Annotated in this window: 14 protein-coding genes; 6 read left to right on the top strand and 8 right to left on the bottom strand. The window is 72.1% G+C overall.

Annotated elements, in window-relative coordinates; genetic code table 11:
• Position 1: 1 nt before the first annotated feature.
• The 4 genes from AC07A6_RS14680 to AC07A6_RS14665 form a co-directional block, all read right to left on the bottom strand.
• Positions 2 to 457 (bottom strand): HD domain-containing protein, encoded by a 456-nt coding sequence (locus AC07A6_RS14680; RefSeq protein ID WP_362467259.1) that lies wholly within the window; start codon positions 455 to 457, stop codon positions 2 to 4.
• Positions 454 to 1842 carry a pyridoxal phosphate-dependent decarboxylase family protein gene (locus tag AC07A6_RS14675; RefSeq protein ID WP_478777346.1) on the bottom strand — a complete coding sequence of 463 codons (1389 nt, stop codon included), beginning with the start codon at positions 1840 to 1842 and terminating at the stop codon, positions 454 to 456. Before AC07A6_RS14675 ends, AC07A6_RS14680 begins: the two co-directional genes overlap by 4 nt.
• A gap of 76 nt (positions 1843 to 1918) precedes the next feature.
• Complete coding sequence (locus tag AC07A6_RS14670; protein WP_362467261.1) at positions 1919 to 2716, bottom strand: ABC transporter ATP-binding protein; 798 nt, start codon at positions 2714 to 2716, stop codon at positions 1919 to 1921.
• Between the two features lie 119 nt (positions 2717 to 2835).
• Positions 2836 to 3978 carry a PP2C family protein-serine/threonine phosphatase gene (locus AC07A6_RS14665; protein WP_362467262.1) on the bottom strand — a complete coding sequence of 381 codons (1143 nt, stop codon included), beginning with the start codon at positions 3976 to 3978 and terminating at the stop codon, positions 2836 to 2838.
• 117 nt (positions 3979 to 4095) lie between these two features.
• On the opposite strand from AC07A6_RS14665, the gene AC07A6_RS14660 reads away from it, so the two are divergent.
• Positions 4096 to 5334: a GNAT family N-acetyltransferase gene (locus AC07A6_RS14660; protein ID WP_478777345.1), complete on the top strand. Its 1239-nt coding sequence runs from the start codon at positions 4096 to 4098 to the stop codon at positions 5332 to 5334.
• A 287-nt stretch (positions 5335 to 5621) separates the two neighbouring features.
• Here AC07A6_RS14660 and AC07A6_RS14655 read toward each other — a convergent pair whose 3' ends face one another.
• Positions 5622 to 6428, bottom strand: coding sequence for an Fpg/Nei family DNA glycosylase (locus tag AC07A6_RS14655; protein WP_362466968.1), 807 nt, complete (start codon positions 6426 to 6428; stop codon positions 5622 to 5624).
• 61 nt (positions 6429 to 6489) lie between these two features.
• The gene (locus tag AC07A6_RS14650) at positions 6490 to 6978 is read right to left on the bottom strand and encodes a ribose-5-phosphate isomerase (protein WP_007264071.1); all 489 of its coding nucleotides are present in this window, start codon (positions 6976 to 6978) and stop codon (positions 6490 to 6492) included.
• Between the two features lie 219 nt (positions 6979 to 7197).
• Here AC07A6_RS14650 and AC07A6_RS14645 point away from each other — a divergent pair, with 219 nt between their 5' ends.
• Positions 7198 to 8673 (top strand): amino acid permease, encoded by a 1476-nt coding sequence (locus tag AC07A6_RS14645; RefSeq protein WP_478777344.1) that lies wholly within the window; start codon positions 7198 to 7200, stop codon positions 8671 to 8673.
• Positions 8674 to 8742: 69 nt separating this feature from the next.
• Here AC07A6_RS14645 and AC07A6_RS14640 read toward each other — a convergent pair whose 3' ends face one another.
• The gene (locus tag AC07A6_RS14640) at positions 8743 to 9327 is read right to left on the bottom strand and encodes a biotin transporter BioY (protein ID WP_478777343.1); all 585 of its coding nucleotides are present in this window, start codon (positions 9325 to 9327) and stop codon (positions 8743 to 8745) included.
• 281 nt (positions 9328 to 9608) lie between these two features.
• On the opposite strand from AC07A6_RS14640, the gene AC07A6_RS14635 reads away from it, so the two are divergent.
• From AC07A6_RS14635 to AC07A6_RS14625, 3 genes are all read left to right on the top strand, one after another.
• A complete protein-coding gene (locus tag AC07A6_RS14635; protein ID WP_362466971.1) occupies positions 9609 to 10997 on the top strand; it encodes an amino acid permease in 1389 nt (462 codons plus the stop codon).
• 161 nt (positions 10998 to 11158) lie between these two features.
• On the top strand, positions 11159 to 12571 hold the full coding sequence (locus AC07A6_RS14630; RefSeq protein ID WP_478777342.1) for an amino acid permease: 1413 nt from the start codon (positions 11159 to 11161) through the stop codon (positions 12569 to 12571).
• 185 nt (positions 12572 to 12756) lie between these two features.
• Complete coding sequence (locus AC07A6_RS14625) at positions 12757 to 13413, top strand: superoxide dismutase (protein WP_362466973.1); 657 nt, start codon at positions 12757 to 12759, stop codon at positions 13411 to 13413.
• A 136-nt stretch (positions 13414 to 13549) separates the two neighbouring features.
• Here the strand turns inward: AC07A6_RS14625 and AC07A6_RS14620 are convergent, their stop codons facing one another.
• Positions 13550 to 14197, bottom strand: a complete 648-nt coding sequence (locus AC07A6_RS14620; RefSeq protein WP_362466974.1) for a mycothiol-dependent nitroreductase Rv2466c family protein — start codon at positions 14195 to 14197, stop codon at positions 13550 to 13552.
• A gap of 125 nt (positions 14198 to 14322) precedes the next feature.
• On the opposite strand from AC07A6_RS14620, the gene pepN reads away from it, so the two are divergent.
• Positions 14323 to 16878 carry an aminopeptidase N gene (gene pepN / locus AC07A6_RS14615; RefSeq protein WP_478777341.1) on the top strand — a complete coding sequence of 852 codons (2556 nt, stop codon included), beginning with the start codon at positions 14323 to 14325 and terminating at the stop codon, positions 16876 to 16878.
• Positions 16879 to 17002 lie beyond the last annotated feature (124 nt).

The following is a 17002-nucleotide window of genomic DNA, read 5'->3' as shown; positions in this document are numbered from 1 at the left end:
GTCAGGGGATGCTGATGCCGAGGAGGGAGCGGACGTGGGCGTACTTGGCGGTCAGCCGGTCGCGGGTGGGCGCGTCCAGTACGGACAGGCGTACGGGGTCCGCGTTGTGCGCGAGGTCGGCCTCCTTCACGAGGAGGGCGCCGGGGGTGGCGAGGATGCGGGCGGTGTACTCCCCCACCGGTTCTCCGGGGCGTTTGGTGAGGGCCAGCACCATGTCCTTGACCTCCTGCGGGAGGGCGGCGGCCGCGAGCTGCTCCGGGCTGAGGGCGTCGTCCTCCACCGAGTCGTGGAGCCAGGCGGCGGCCTGCTGGGCGGGACTGCCGCCGCGCAGGCGGACGCCCTCGGCGACGGCCGCCAGGTGCTCGGCGTAGGGGCGTCCGGCCTTGTCGGTCTGGCCCTCGTGCGCGGAGCGGGCGAGGGCCTCCACCTCGGCGAGGGTCAGGGAGCGGTCCGTCATGCGATCTCCTTCGCTGCCGCGCGCAGGGCCTCGGCGGCCCGGTCCACGTCTGCGGGCGTGGTGCGCCAGTTGGAGAACGCGGCGCGCAGGCCGGCGGTTCCCCCGAGGACGGTGGGGGTGACGAAGACGTCGGCGGCGACGGCCTCGCGCAGGGCGGTCAGCCGCTCGGGGGCCGGATTCCCGGCGAGGGTGAAGCAGACGACGTTGAGGCGGACGGGGGCCAGCAGCCGGAAGGCCGGGTCGCGGTCGAGGCGTTCGCCGAGGGCGCGGGCGCAGGCGATGTCCCGTTCGACGATCTCGCGGTGGCCCTCGCGGCCGTAGGCGCGCAGGGTGAACCAGGCGGCGAGGGCCCGCAGCCGGTGGGAGTTCTCGGGGGTGAGGTGGACGAGGTCGGGGTCGGGGCCGAGGGGGCCGAGGTAGGCGGCGGCGTTGGCGAAGACCCGGGACTGGAGGTCGCGGCGGCGGGTGAACTGGACGGCGCTGTCGTAGGGGACGTTGAGCCACTTGTGCAGGTCGACGCAGACGGAGTCGGAGGCGTCGAGGCCCGCGACGAGGTGGGCGTGCTCGGGGGTGAGTGCGGCGAAGGCGCCGAAGGCGGCGTCGGTGTGGAGCCAGAAGTCGTGGCGTTCCCGGAGGGCGGCGACGGCCCGCAGGTCGTCGAAGTCGACGGTGTTGACGGTGCCGGCGTTGGCGACGACGACCGCGGGGCCGGGTGTGTCGGCGAGGGCCCGGTCCAGGGCGGCGGGGTCGACGGCCTCCCGGCCGGGGAGGGTGGGCACCGGGACGAGGGCGGAGCGGCCGAGGCCGAGGACGGACAGGGCCTTGGCGATGGAGGAGTGCGGGGCTCCGGAGAGCACGCGGACGGGGCCGAGCGCGGCGACGCCGTCCTGGGCCGGGGAGACGCCGAGGCGTTCGCCGAGCCACTCGCGGGCGATGGCGAGGCCGGCGGTGTTGGACATGGTGGCACCGCTGACGAAGGTGCCGGTGTGGGCGTCGGAGAGGCCGAAGAGCTCGCGGAGCCAGCCGGTGGTCTCGCGTTCGAGGTGCTGGCCGGCGCCGTCCATGGCGGAGTTGGAGTTCTGGTCGTGCGCGGCGGTCAGCCAGTCCCCGGCGAGGGCCGCGGGGGTGGCGCCGCCGGTGACGAAGCCGAGGTAGCGGGGGCCCGCGGAGGCGGAGAGGCGGGGCTCCCAGCGGGCCCGGAACTCGGCGAGGGCCGCTTCGGTGCCGGTGCCGCGGGCGGGGAGCGGCGCGGGCGGCGGCGGGGCGTCCTGCGGCGGCACGACGGGGCGTTCGTCCAGGGTCGCGAGGGCCTCGGCGGCGGCCCGGCGGGTGGCGTCGAGGAGCTCGGGGAGGCGGGCGAGGTCGGCGGCGAGGATGCGGTCCATGCGCGGCACGCTAGCCCCCGCCGGGGGCTGTGGGGCGGGCCAATCCGCGCCGAGTGGCCCGCCCCGGGCGGGGTGGTCAGGCCGCCGTGTACGACGGGGCCGGGCGGCCGGCCAGGCCTGTCATACGGGCGGCGATGGTGGGGGCCGGGCTGCGGGGGAGGCGGTCCGCGATGAGGCCGTCGGCGAGGAAGAGCACCTGGTCGGCGTGGGCGGCGGCGGCCGGGTCGTGCGTGACCATGACGACGGTGGCGCCGAGGGAGTCCACGGCGTCGCGGAGCAGGCCGAGCACCTCGGCGGCGGTGGTGGTGTCGAGGGCTCCGGTCGGCTCGTCGGCGAAGACCACGTCGGGCCGGGTGACCAGGGCCCGGGCGATGGCGACCCGCTGCTGCTGTCCGCCGGACAGTTCGGCGGGGCGGCGCCGGCCCTTGCCGTCGAGGCCGACCCGGGCGAGCAGCTCGGCGGCCCGGGCCCGGTCCTGGCGGCCGCCGCCGAGGCTCAGCGGGAGCAGGACGTTCTGCTCGACGGTGAGCGAGGGCAGCAGGTTGAAGGCCTGGAAGACGAAGCCGAGGCGGCTGCGGCGCAGCTCGGTGAGCTCGTTCTCGTCCATGGTGGTGATCTCGGTGCCGCCGAGCCGGACGGAGCCCTCGGTGGGGACGTCGAGTCCGGCGGCGCACTGGAGGAAGGTGGACTTGCCGGAGCCGGAGGGGCCCATCACGGCGGTGAAGCTGCCGCGCGGCAGGGTGAGGTCGATGCCGCGCAGGGCGTGGACGGTGGCGGCGCCGCGTCCGTAGACGCGTCGTACGCCGCTCAGCTCCACGGCGGGTCCGGCGGGGCCGGTCTGCGCGTCGTGTCGCCTGGTCCGCCTGAGCCCCATGGTGTGCCGCCTTCCGTACCGCTGTCCGTTGGTGTCCCCGACGCTACGGAGGGGCGCGGGGCGGGGGCCATGGAGCGGCCCGGCGGACGGCTGGTGGGGTATTCCCCACCCCGGGGGCGTCAGGGCGAGCGACGGATGAGGAGCAGGGCGCGGTCGTCGTTGACGTCCTTGGCGACCTTCTCGATGAGGTGCCAGGCGGCGCCGTCCCAGCCGGCGGCGACGTAGCGGTCGGCTTCGCCGGTGAGGCGGTCGATGCCTTCGCTGATCTCGCGGTCCGCGGTCTCGACGAGGCCGTCGGTGAAGAGCATGAGGACGTCGCCGCGCCGCAGGTTGCCGCGGGCGGGTTCGAATTCGGCGCCGTCGTAGACGCCGAGCAGCGGGCCCTCGCCGGCGACCTCCTGCCAGCGGCCGGTGCCGGCCGAGAGCTGGAGGGCGGGGAGGTGTCCGGCGGACAGCAGTTCGTAGTCGCCGGTCTCCAGGTCGAGGACGAGGTGGATGGAGGTGGCGAAGCCCTCGTCCCAGTCCTGGCGGAGGAGGTAGCCGTTGGCGGCGGGGAGGAAGTCCTGGGGCGGGAGGGCGCCGAGGAGGCCGCCGAAGGCGCCGGAGAGGAGGAGGGCGCGGGAGCCGGCCTCCATGCCCTTGCCGGAGACGTCGGTGAGGACGACTTCGAGGGTGCGGCCGCCGTTGGTGCGGGCGGCGACGACGAAGTCTCCGGAGAAGGACTGGCCGCCGGCCGGGCGCAGGGCCATCTCGCGGTGCCAGCCGCGGGGCAGGGCGGGCAGCTTGCTCTGGACGCGGATGCGTTCGCGCAGGTCGAAGAGCATGGTGCCGCCGCGTCTCCAGGGCACGCCGACGCGGCTGCGGAACTGGGCGATGACCAGTCCGAAGAACCCGCAGGCGGCGACGACGAGCACGGTTCCGGGGGTGACCCGGGCGGGGCCCTGGGTGTAGGGGCCGAGGACGAGGGCCTCGACGATCAGGGCGGCCGCGGCGGCGGCGTACAGCCCGAGGAGGCTGGCGGGGCGCAGCAGGAGGCCGCCGGCGACGATGGGCAGGACCAGGGCCGACGGGGAGAACCAGACGGGCATCAGGAGGGTGCCGCAGGCTATGGCGGGGACGGTCAGGAGGAGGCCGGCGAAGGCGAGCCAGTCGGAGGCGTCGCCGCGGAAGTAGTCGACGGCGGATTTGCGCAGGGCTGTGCGTGCCCGGTGCGAAAGCATGCGCATCCGGGCCATGAACGTCTCCACGCGTGCTCCGGCCATTGCTTCGGGACCATATCCATCCTGGCTGTGACTGCGCAGGGGGACCCCCGGACCAATGGCACTTCGCGGGGCGAAAACCCTTCGACTGCGGCGGATCGGGCGCGTGAGGATGACCGCATGGCTCTTGAGATGCGGGTTTTGAAGCAGAACGAGTGGGATGTCTGGTTCGATCATCTGGAACTGGCGTTCGGCGGTGTGGCGACATCCACACCGGGCCGGGAGCACTTCCGGTCGCTGACGGAGCCGGACCGCTCCCTCGGAGTCTGGGACGGCGGGGACTGCGTCGGCTCGGCCTCGGCCTTCGGCTTCCGCCTCTCGGTGCCGGGCGGGGCCCTGGTTCCGGCGTCGGGGGTGACCTTCGTCGGTGTCGCGCCGACCCACCGCAGGCGCGGGGTGCTGACGTCGCTGATGCGGCGCCAATTGGACGACATCCGTACGAGTGAGGAGCCGATCGCCGTACTGACGGCCTCGGAGCCGGAGATCTACGGCCGCTTCGGCTACGGCACCGCCGCGTACTCCCTGGCCGTCGACATCGACACCACCCGGGTACGGCTCTCCGTGCCGCCGGGGACGGACGCGGTGCGGCTGCGGCTCGTGGACCCGGAGAAGTCCCTCGCGGACTGCGAGCGGGTGTACGCGGGCCTGGTCGCGGGCCGGCCGGGGATGCTGGCGCGGCAGCCGGGCTGGGAGCGGGACGCGCTGCTGGACGTGCCGGAGCTCAGGGGCGGGGCCTCGCCGCTGAAGTGCGTGGTGGCCGAGGACGCGGACGGCGGGGTGATCGGGTACGCGCGCTACCAGGTCAAGCCCGACTGGGAGCTGACCGGCTCCGACGGCAAGGTCGAGGTCCGCGAGGTGCACGCGCCGGACCCGGCGGCGTACGCGGCGCTGTGGCGCTACCTCTTCGAGATCGACCTGACCTGGCACGTACGGGCGTACCGGCAGCCCGTCGACGACGCGTTGCTGCACCTGGTCAGCGATGTCCGGCGGTGCAGGGCGCAGCAGCGGGACGCGCTGCACCTGCGGCTGGTGGACCTGCCGGCGGCGCTGGAGGCGCGGGCGTACGGGGCGGGGGTGGACGTGGTGCTGGAGGTGGAGGACGCGTTCTGCCCGTGGAACGCGGGGCGGTGGCGGCTTACGGCCGCCGGCGGGGGCGGGGCGGTGAGGTGTGCGCCCTCGTCGGACGCCGCGGACCTGGCGCTGTCCGTGCGGGAGCTGGGGTCGGCGTACCTGGGCGGGGTCACGCTGACCTCGCTGGCGGCGGCCGGGCGCGTGCGCGAGCTGCGGGCGGGGGCGCTGCGGGAGGCCTCGCGGGCCTTCGCCGGGGACGTCGCCCCTTGGCTCCCGCACAACTTCTAGTCCCTGCCGGGCGGGGGCGGGTGCGGGGTGCGGCTGCCGCTGCGCGGGGCCGACTCCCCTACCCGCCCTTCCACCGTTCCCCGGGCTGCGCCCGGACCCCTCCTGGGGGCTCCGCCCCCAGACCCCCGCGCCTCAAACGCCGGCGAGGCTGGATTTGCCGCTGCGCGGCAACTTCCAGCCCGCGCGGCGATTGAGCGCAACGGGGTCAGGGGCGGAGCCCCTGGGAACGGTGGAAGGGCGGGGCGGGGAGCAGATCCGCGCAGCGGGGCCACAGTGGGCACGCGCGGCTAGCGCTGTTGGCAGGTGGGGCACCAGAAGAGGTTGCGGGCGGCGAGGTCGGCGGTGCGGATCTCGCCGCCGCAGATGTGGCAGGGCATGTTCGCCCTCCGGTAGACGTACACCTCGCCGCCGTGGTCGTCCACCCTCGGCGGGCGGCCCATCGCCTCGGGGAGGTGTTCGTCGCGGACCGTGTCGATGCGGTTGCGGCGGACTCCCTCGCGCATCAGTTCGGCCAGGTCGGTCCACATCGCGTCCCATTCGGGGCGGGTGAGGTCGCGGCCGAGCCGGTAGGGGTCGATGCCGTGCCGGAAGAGGACCTCGGCGCGGTAGACGTTGCCGACGCCCGCGACGATCTTCTGGTCCATCAGCAGGGCGGCGATGGTGGTGCGGCTGCGGGAGATCCGGGTCCAGGCGCGGCCGGGGTCGTCGGCGGGGCGCAGCGGGTCGGGGCCGAGGCGGTCGTGTATCGCCTTCTTCTCGCCCTCGCCGATCAGCGCGCAGGCCGTGGGGCCGCGCAGGTCGGCGTAGTGGTCCTCGTTCAGCAGGCGCAGCCGGACCGTGTCGGTGGCCGGCGGGGCCGGGGCGGGGCCGAAGCCGAGCTTGCCGAAGAGGCCGAGGTGGATGTGGATCCAGGCGTCGCCCAGCTCCAGGAAGAGGTGCTTGCCGTGCGCCTCGGCGCTCTCCAGCTCGCGCCCGTCGAGGAGTGCCGCGCTCTCGGCGAAGCGGCCCTGGGGGCTGCTCACCCGTACCGGGCGGGCGGCGAAGCGCTCGGTGTGGTCCTGGGCGAGGCGGTGGATCGTATGCCCCTCGGGCACTGCGGTGCTCCTCGATGCGGCGGGGTGCCGCCGGACGGGGGCGTCCGGCGGCACTGGCGTCCTACTGGTCCTGCGGGTGGTGGGCCGGGATCGGGGGCAGCTCGCCGGTGGTCTCGTACGCGGAGAGCATGTCGATGCGGCGCGTGTGGCGCTCCTCGTCGGAGTACGGGGTCGCCAGGAAGGCCTCGATGAAGCTGGTGGCGTCCTCCTGGCTGTGCATGCGGCCGCCGACGGAGATGACGTTGGCGTTGTTGTGCTCGCGGCCGAGCTTCGCGGTCTCCACGCTCCAGGCGAGGATGGCGCGGACGCCCTTGACCTTGTTGGCGGCGATCTGCTCGCCGTTGCCGGAGCCGCCGATCACGATGCCGAGGCTGTCGGCGTCCGCGGCGGTCTTCTCCGCGGCGCGGAGGCAGAACGGCGGGTAGTCGTCGACGGCGTCGTAGATGTGGGGCCCGCAGTCGACGGGCTCGTGGCCGTTGTTCTTGAGCCAGTCCACGAGGTGGTTCTTGAGCTCAAAGCCTGCATGGTCGGATCCGAGATACACGCGCATGGGTCGAGTGTGGCATGCGCGGCCTCCGAGGACCGCAGAGGGGTGTCGCATAAATCACTTCTAAACCTCAAGTAAACCCAAAGAACGCAGACGGGAGGGGTCGGGACCTTGGTCCCGCACTGGGGGCCTTAGGTAACTATCGGAAGAAGGTCTTCCGTACTGGCTGGAAATCGGGTTTGAATGCCGGAACTCTCCACCCGAGAACCTAAGGATTCGTCCATGAGCACCACGACGACCCTTCAGAAGGCAGGCGGCCCCGGCGAACCCGGTTCCACCCAGCCCTCCGACGGTCTCAAGGCCGGTCTCAAGAACCGCCACCTTTCCATGATCGCCATCGGCGGTGTCATCGGCGCCGGACTCTTCGTCGGCTCCGGCGGCGGCATCGCCAAGGCCGGCCCCGCCATCCTGATCTCGTACGCCCTCGTCGGCGCGATGGTCGTCTTCGTGATGCGGATGCTGGGCGAGATGGCCGCCGCGAGCCCGAACTCCGGCTCCTTCTCCGCCTACGCGGACCGCGCGCTGGGCCGCTGGGCCGGCTTCTCCATCGGCTGGCTGTACTGGTTCTTCTGGGTAGTCGTCCTGGCCGTCGAGGCCACCGCCGGCGCCGTCATCCTCGAAAGCTGGATCCCGGCCGTCCCGCAGTGGGCCTGGTCCCTGATCGTGATGGCCGTCCTGACCGCCACCAACCTCGGCTCGGTCGCCTCCTACGGCGAGTTCGAGTTCTGGTTCGCGGGCATCAAGGTCGTCGCCATCGGCGCCTTCGTGGTCGTCGGCATGCTCGCCGTCTTCGGCGTCCTGCCCGGCTCGGACAACCCGGGTGCCGGCTTCGCGCACCTCACCGACACCGGCGGGTTCATGCCCAACGGCTGGGGCTCGGTCCTCACCGGTGTGCTGATGGTCGTCTTCTCCTTCATGGGCAGCGAGATCGTCACCCTGGCCGCCGGCGAGTCCGAGGACCCGCGCCGCGCCGTCACCAAGGCCACCAACTCGGTCATCTGGCGCATCGGCGTGTTCTACCTGGGCTCGATCTTCGTCGTCCTGACCCTGCTGCCGTGGAACGACAAGTCGATCGTCGACAAGGGCTCCTACGTCGCGGCCCTCGACTCCATCGGCATCCCGGCCGCCGGCCAGATCATGAACGTGATCGTCCTGACCGCCGTGCTGTCCTGCCTGAACTCGGGCCTCTACACCGCCTCCCGCATGGCGTTCTCGCTGGGCGAGCGCGGTGACGCGCCCAAGTCCTTCGCGAAGGTCAACAAGCGGGGCGTGCCGATGGCGGCCATCCTCGGCTCCACGGTCTTCGGCTTCGTCGCGGTGATCTTCAACTACACCAACCCGGACACCGTCTTCAGCTTCCTGCTGAACTCCTCCGGTGCGATCGCGCTCTTCGTCTGGCTGGTCATCTGCCTGACCCAGCTGCGCATGCGCAAGATCCTCGTCGCCGAGGCGCCGGAGAAGCTGACGGTGAAGATGTGGCTCTTCCCGTACCTGACCTGGGCCACCGCCGCGATGATCACCTTCGTCCTGGGCTACATGCTCTACGACGACGCCAACCGCGAGACGGTGCTGTACTCCCTGCTCGTCGCCGCGGTCGTGATCGTGATCGGCGTGGTGCGCAACTCGCGCCGCAAGGGCGAGGTCGCGGCCGGGGTCGCGGCCGAGGCCGCCGTCGACGCCTCGGTCGACGCCTCCTGACCGGCCCCCGCATACGACAGCAGCCCCGGACCGCCCGCTCGCGGTCCGGGGCTGCTGTTGCGAGGGGGCTCAGCCCCGGCGCCCGGCCAGCTTCCAGGCGGCCGGGAGCGCGCCCATGGCCAGCGCGGCCTTGAGGGCGTCGCCGATCAGGAACGGGGTGAGGCCCGCCGCGACGGCCGCACCGAGCGACATGCCGGTGGCGGCCATCAGGTACGGCACGCCCACCGCGTAGATCACGGCCGAGCCCAGCACCATCGTGCCCGCGGTACGCAGCACCGAGCGGTCGGCGCCGCGCCGCGCGAGGGCGCCGACGAGGGTGGCGGCCAGCAGCATGCCGAGCACGTAGCCGAAGGAGGCCCCGGCCGCTCCGGAGGTGCCGTCCGCGAACCACGGAACGCCGGCCGTGCCGGCCAGGGTGTACAGCGCGAGCGCCAGGAAGCCCCGGCGGGCGCCGAAGGCCGTGCCGACGAGCAGGGCGGCGAAGGTCTGGCCGGTGACCGGGACGGGCGAACCGGGGACGGGTACGGAGAGCTGAGCGGCCAGGCCGGTGAGCGCGGCTCCGCCGACGACGAGGACGGCGTCCCTGACGCGGCTCGCGGGCAGCAGGTCGGCGAGGACGGCGCCGGGCCGGAAGGAGACGGAAGCGGTGCTCATCGAAGGCTCCGGGGGGTGGGTGATCGGGCAGGACACCGCGACGTTAGCCGTCGCCGCACGGCCGCCCCCACCACCGACCGGGACAAAGCCATACTGTCCGGTTTGGTGGAGACCGCACAAAGGTGCTTCCTTACACCTCAGTTGAAGTGATCCCGATCACGGCCCACATTCGACGACACATCCTTTTTGCTCCCGGGGGTCCACTCCAGCGAGACTGTAGGTTCCCGCCAATCCCCCTGGATACCCTGCGTCGCTTGTCTACCGAGAGTACGAATCTGCTCATGCGCGAAGATCTGTCCGTCACCGGGAGCGAGCTGCCCCCGGAACCCCTGAGCCACAGCCTCAAGCAGCGGCACCTGACCATGCTGGGCCTCGGCGGCGTGATCGGCGCCGGCCTGTTCGTCGGCTCCGGCGCCGGCATCGGGATCGCCGGCCCCGCGATCATCTGCTCGTACCTGCTGGCCGGCGTGCTCGCCATGCTGGTGATGCGGATGCTCGGGGAGATGTCCGCCGCGATGCCCGCCTCCGGCTCCTTCTCCGTGTACGCGGAGAAGGCCCTCGGACGCTGGGCCGGCTTCTCGGCCGGCTGGCTGTACTGGTTCCTGCTGGTGGTGGTGCTCGCCGTGGAGGCGACCGGCGCCGCGAACATCGCCCACGGGTGGGTGCCCGCGGTCGACCAGTGGCTGTGGGTGCTGATCTTCATGGTGGTCTTCACCCTCAGCAACCTGGCCGCCGTCCGGAACTTCGGCGAGTTCGAGTTCTGGTTCGCCGCCCTCAAGGTCGGCGCGATCGTGCTGTTCCTGATCCTGGGCACCCTGGCGGTCTTCGGCCTGCTCCCCGACACCGAGCCGGTGGGGATGGCCAACCTGACCGGTCAGGGCGGCTTCTTCCCGGCCGGGATCGGCGGGGTCATCGCCGGCATGCTCGCGGTGGTCTTCGCCTTCGGCGGCCTGGAGGTCGTCACCATCGCGGCCGCCGAGTCGGACGACCCGGCCAGGTCCGTGTCCCGCGCGGTGCGCAGCGCGGTGTGGCGCATCCTCTTCTTCTACGTCGGCTCGATGCTGGTCATCGTGACCCTGCTGCCGTGGGACTCGCTGAAGCCGGGTGAGAGCCCGTACGTCGCCGTCCTGGACTCCATCGGGATCCCGGCGGCCGGCCAGATCATGAACATCGTGGTGTTCGTGGCGCTGCTGTCGGCGCTGAACGCCAACCTGTACGGCTCCTCGCGCATGGTGTTCTCGCTGGCCGAGCGGGGCGAAGCGCCGAAGTCGCTGCTGAAGGTGTCGGGCAGCGGGGTGCCGACGCGGGCGGTGCTCGCTTCGGTGGCGTTCGGCTTCGTGTCGGTGGTGCTGAACCTGCTGTGGCCGGACACGGTCTTCCTCTACATGCTCAACGCGGTCGGCGCGGTGCTGCTGTTCGTGTGGGCGCTGATCGCGGTCTCGCAGCTGCGGCTGCGGCCCCGGCTGGAGCGGGACATGCCGGAGCGGCTGACGCTGCCGATGTGGGCGTTCCCGTACCTGACGTGGGCGGCGCTGGCGGGGATGGCGGCGGTGCTGGTGCTGATGCTCTTCGACGACTCGGCGCGGCCGCAGCTGCTGTGGTCCTCGGGCGCGGCGGCCGTCGTGCTGCTGGTGGCGTGGTACCGGGAGGTCCGGGACCGGCGGTCCTGACCGTCCGGGGGTCCTGACCCTCCGGCAGACGTGGCGCAGGCCCGGGACTTCGGTCCCGGGCCTGTTCCGCTTTCCGGGGCGGGCGGTCACGTCCGGTGAGAGCGGTGTCCGGATACTGGACGTGCGACGTCCGATAAACGGACGATCGGCAGACTGGCCCCATGAGTCAGAGCACCACCACCGCACCTCCCGAGCAGCAGGCCCCCGCGCCCGCGAAGGCCGGATCCCCCCTCGGCAACGGCCTCAAGCAGCGCCACCTCTCGATGATCGCCCTCGGCGGGGTCATCGGCGCCGGCCTCTTCGTCGGCTCCGGGGCCGGCATCGCGGCCGCCGGCCCCTCGATCGTGCTGGCGTACGCGGTGTCCGGGCTGCTCGTGATGTTCGTGATGCGGATGCTCGGCGAGATGTCCGCCGCCAACCCGGCCTCCGGCTCCTTCTCGGTGCACGCCGAACGGGCCATCGGGCCCTGGGCCGGCTTCACGGCGGGCTGGATGTTCTGGACCCTGCTGGTCGTGGGCGTCGCCATCGAGGCGATCGGAGCGGCGCACATCCTGGCGGGCTGGTTCCCCGGCACCCCGTCGTGGATGTGGGTGCTGGTGCTGATGGTGGTCTTCACCGTCGCCAACCTGGGCGCGGTCGCGCGCTTCGGCGAGTTCGAGTTCTGGTTCGCCGCCCTCAAGATCGGCGCCATCGCGCTCTTCCTGGGCCTGGGCGTGCTCGCCGTCCTCGGCCTGCTGCCCGGCACCTCCTCCCCCGGCGCCGGCAACCTGCTGCACGACGGCGGCTTCCTGCCCAACGGCGTCGACGGCCTGCTCGTCGGCCTGCTCGCCTCGGTCGTCGCGTACGGCGGCCTGGAGACGGTGACCATCGCGGCCGCCGAGTCCGAGGACCCGGTCAGGGGCGTGGCCAAGGCCGTGAAGACCACCATGTGGCGGATCGCGATCGTCTACGTCGGCTCGATGCTGGTGATCGTCACCCTGCTGCCCTGGAACGACCCGGCCGTCACCGAGCACGGCCCGTACGCGGCGACCCTGGACCACCTGGGCATCCCGGCCGCCGGCCAGATCATGAACGTGGTCATCCTGATCGCCCTGCTGTCCGCGATGAACGCCAACATCTACGGCTCCTCTCGCATGGCCTACTCCCTGGTCGCCCGGGGCCAGGGCCCGAAGGCGCTGGGCAAGGTCTCGGGCGGGGTGCCGCGCCGTGCGGTGCTGGCCTCCGCGGGCTTCGGGTTCGTCACCGTCCTGCTGTCCTACTGGTACCCGGACACCCTGTTCGCCTGGCTGCTGAACATGGTCGGCGGGGTCATCCTCATCGTCTGGGGCTTCATCGCCGTCTCGCAGTTCGTGCTGCGCCGGCGCCTGGAGCGCGAGGCCCCCGAGAAGCTCGTCGTGAAGATGTGGGGCTTCCCGTACCTGACCTGGGTGGCGCTGGCGGGCGTCGCCGGCGTGCTGGTGCTGATGGCCCTGGGCGAGGACACCCGGACGCAGGTGGTCTTCACCGGCGGGCTGACGGCGGCCCTGGCGGTGACCGGGTACGCGATGCAGCGCCGGGCGGCGGCGCGGCCGTAATACCCCCACCGGACGGCACGTCAGAGGCCGGGCCCATGCGATCGCATGAGCCCGGCCTCAGCCGTTCCGGAGGTGTGGACAAGAGAGGTGACCCTTACGTGTGACCCGGAATAGATGCTGCTAGCGTGCAGTTGCGCATTAATTGCAATTAGCGATTGGCACGCCGAGGGGACCGGAAAACACGCATGGCCATCTACACGCTTCCTGAGCTTCCGTACGACTACGCGGCCCTGGAGCCGGTGATCAACCCGCAGATCATCGAGCTGCACCACGACAAGCACCACGCGGCCTACGTCACGGGCGCCAACAACACGCTGGAGCAGCTGGCGGAGGCGCGCGACAAGGAGAACTGGGGCGCGCTCAACGGCCTGGAGAAGAACCTCGCGTTCCACCTCTCCGGCCACATCCTCCACAGCATCTACTGGCACAACATGGCCAGCCCGAAGACCGGCGAGGGCGGCGGCGAGCCGACCGCGGCCGACGGCCTGGGCGACCTGGCGGACGCGATCACCGAGTCCTTCGGCTCCTTCGCCAAGTTCAAGAAGCAGCTGACCTTCGCGTCCTCCGCGACGCAGGGCTCCGGCTGGGGCGTCCTCGCCTACGAGCCCGTCAGCGGCCGCCTCGTCGTCGAGCAGGTCTACGACCACCAGGGCAACGTGGGCGTCGCCAGCACGCCGATCCTGGTCTTCGACGCCTGGGAGCACGCCTTCTACCTCCAGTACAAGAACCAGAAGGTGGACTTCATCGAGGCCATGTGGAACGTCGTCAACTGGCAGGACGTGGCCAAGCGCTACGCCGACGCCAAGGCGAACACCCCGCTGCTGATCCCCGTCAAGGGCTGATCACAGCCCCGAGCCCGTCCGCCTCGTGATCGTCTTCTCAACCTTCACCGGCGGGCGTGTCCAGCAGAAGACCCCCGTGAGGACGTGACTCACGGGGGTCTTCTGTGCGTACGGGGCCGGGCCGGCCGGGGCCGGACTACTCGAAGGAGGGGCCCTGGGTGCGGGTGCGCTTGATCTCGTAGAAGCCGGGGGTCGAGGCGACCAGCAGGGTGCCGTCCCACAGGCGGGCGGCGGCCTCGCCGCGCGGGGTGGGCGTGACCACCGGGCCGAAGAAGGCCACCTCGTCGCCGTCGGCGCCGGGCACGGAGATCACCGGGGTGCCGACCTCCTGGCCGACGCGCTCGATGCCGTCGTTGTGGGAGTCGCGCAGGACCTGGTCGTACTCGTCGGAGTCGGCGTAGGCGAGCAGCTCGGCCGGCAGGCCGACCTCGGCCAGGGCGTCGGCTATGACCTCGCGGGTCGCGCCGCGGTCCTCGTTGTGGATCTTGGTGCCGAGGGCGGTGTACAGCTTGCCGGTGACCTCGTCGCCGAACTTCTGCTGGGCTGCGACGACCACGCGCACCGGGGCCCAGCCCTTGGGGCCGAGCAGCTCGCGGTAGCGCTCCGGCAGCTCGTCGAGCCTGTTCTCGTTGAGCACGGCGAGGCTCATCACGTGCCAGCGGACTTCCACGTCGCGGACCTTCTCGACCTCCAGCATCCAGCGGGACGTCATCCAGGCCCAGGGGCAGAGCGGGTCGAACCAGAAGTCGACCGGCGTCTTCTCGCGCACCTGGGTGTCGGTCATGGCTCTCCTCAAGTCACATAAGGCGTCACGGGTCATGTTCTTATCCGCCAACCAGGCCGGGATCGCCCGCATTCCCCGTGGGAGGATTCCAGCGAAGACCGCGATCACGCACGAAGGAGTGCAACGTGCCCGGAGAGAACCTGTCCCGCGACGAGGCCCGCGAGCGGGCCGAACTGCTGTCCGTCGACGGGTACGAGGTGGTCCTCGACCTGAGGTCCGCGGTGGACGAGGCCGAACCGGCCGAGGGTCCCCGCACCTTCCGCTCGGTGACCACCGTGCGCTTCCGGGCCGCCGTCCCCGGTGCGTCCTCCTTCGCCGACCTGATCGCCCCCTCCGTGAACTCCGTCACCCTGAACGGGCGCGCGCTGGACCCGGCCGCGGTCTTCGACGGGGCGCGGATCGCGCTGGCGGGCCTGGACTCCGAGAACGTCCTGGTCGTCGACGCGAACTGCGCCTACAGCCGGACCGGCGAGGGCATGCACCGCTTCGTGGACCCGGAGGACGGCGAGGTCTACCTCTACACCCAGTACGAGCCGGCGGACGCCCGCCGCGTGTACGCCAACTTCGAGCAGCCCGACCTGAAGGCGCCCTACCGCTTCGAGGTGACCGCGCCCGAGGGCTGGCAGGTGTGGAGCAACGGCGCGGAGGAGTCCCGCGAGGGGCAGACCCGGCGCTTCGCCGAGACCGCGCCCATCTCCACGTACATCACCTGCGTGGTGGCGGGTCCGTACCACTACGTCACGGACACCTACACGCGCGGGGACCTGACCATCCCGCTGGGCGCGATGTGCCGCAAGGGGCTGGCGAAGCACTTCGACGCCGACGACGTGTTCCTCGTCACCAAGCAGGGCTTCGACCTCTTCCACGAGATCTTCGACTACCCCTACCCCTTCGGGAAGTACGACCAGGCCTTCGTGCCCGAGTACAACCTCGGCGCCATGGAGAACCCGGGCATGGTCACCTTCCGCGAGGAGTACATCTTCCGCGGGAAGGTCACGCAGGCCTCCTACGAGCGGCGCGCGAACGTCATCCTGCACGAGATGGCGCACATGTGGTTCGGCGACCTGGTCACCATGAAGTGGTGGGACGACCTGTGGCTGAAGGAGTCCTTCGCGGACTTCATGGGCTCCTTCGGTCTCGTCGAGGCCACCCGCTTCGACCAGGCCTGGGTCACCTTCGCCAACAGCCGCAAGGCGTGGGCGTACCGGGCCGACCAGCTGCCGTCCACGCACCCGATCACGGCCGACATCCGTGACCTGGAGGACGCGAAGCTGAACTTCGACGGCATCACGTACGCCAAGGGCGCCGCGGTGCTCAAGCAGCTCGTCGCGTACGTGGGCCGGGAGGCGTTCCTGGACGGCGCGCGGCGCTACTTCAAGGCGCACGCGTACGGGAACACCACCCTGGACGACCTGCTGTCGGTGCTCGGGGAGGTCTCCGGGCGGGACATGGGCGAGTGGTCGCGGGCCTGGCTCCAGACGGCCGGCGTGAACGCGCTGACGCCGGTGGTGACCTCCGACGCGGCCGGGAGGCTGACGGAGCTGGCGGTGGTCCAGGAGGGCGGGCAGCTCCGCCCGCACCGGGTGGCGGTGGCCCTGTACCGGCTGGAGGCGGACGGGTCGCTGGCGCGCTACGCGCGGGCCGAGGCGGACGTGGCGGGCGCCCGGACGGTGGTCGCGGAGCTGGCCGGGCTGGAGCGGCCGGACCTGGTCCTGGTCAACGACGAGGACCTCACGTACTGCAAGATCCGCTTCGACGAGGCCTCGCTGGCGACGCTGCGCGGGCACCTGGGCGACCTGACGCACCCGCTGGCGCGGGCGCTGTGCTGGTCGGCGCTGTGGAACCTGACGCGGGACGCGCTCATGCCCGCGCGGGACTTCGTCTCGCTGGTCCTGGCGCACGCGGGCCGGGAGACCGACGTCGGCGTGCTCCAGCAGCTGCACGCGCAGGCGCTGAGCGCGGTGACCCACTACACGCCGGCGCAGCGGCGCGAGCAGACCGGGCGGGACCTGGCCGCGGGCGCGCTGCACGAGCTGCGGCTGGCCGAGCCGGGGTCGGAGCACCAGCTGACCTGGGCCCGGTTCTTCGCGGCGAGCGCGGCGACGGAGGGCGACTTCCAGCTGCTGCTGGGCCTGCTGGACGGCACCGCGCGGATCGACGGGCTGGAGGTCGACCAGGAGCTGCGCTGGGACTTCCTGCTGCCGCTGGTGGCGCACGGCGCCCTGGACGAGGCGGCGGTGGAGGCCGAGCTGACCCGGGACGACACGGCTTCGGGCAAGCGGCACCAGGTGCGGTGCCTGGCCGCCCGGCCGTCGGCGGCGGTCAAGGACCAGGCGTGGGCGGCGGTGGTGGAGTCGGACGCGCTGTCGAACGCGCTGGTGGAGGCCACCATCTCCGGGATGCAGCAGTCCTCGCAGCGCGAGCTGCTGGCCGGCTACACCGGGCGCTACTTCGAGGTGATCGAGCGGGTCTGGGCGCAGCGTTCGATCCAGATCGGCATCGACGTGGTGAAGGGGCTCTACCCGATGCTCCAGGACGCGCAGGCCACGGTCGACGCCACCGACGCGTGGCTCGCCGCCCGCCCGGACGCGGCTCCCGCGCTGCGCCGGCTGGTGCTGGAGTCCCGCGACGACCTGGCCCGCGCGCTGCGCGGCCAGGCCTGCGACGCGGCCGCGGGCTGATCGCCGCCCGGCGGGGGGGGGGGGGGGGGGGGGACCCCCCCCCCCCCCCCCCCGCCGCCCCCCCCCGGGACGGGGGGGGTGGGGGGCGGGGGGGGATTTTTTGGCCTCTACCACACCCCGTCGT

It is taken from the genome of Streptomyces sp. NPDC044002, from assembly GCF_056434525.1.
The sequence above is the reverse complement of the archived record's forward strand: the minus strand, read 5'-3'. Positions and strand labels throughout refer to the sequence as shown.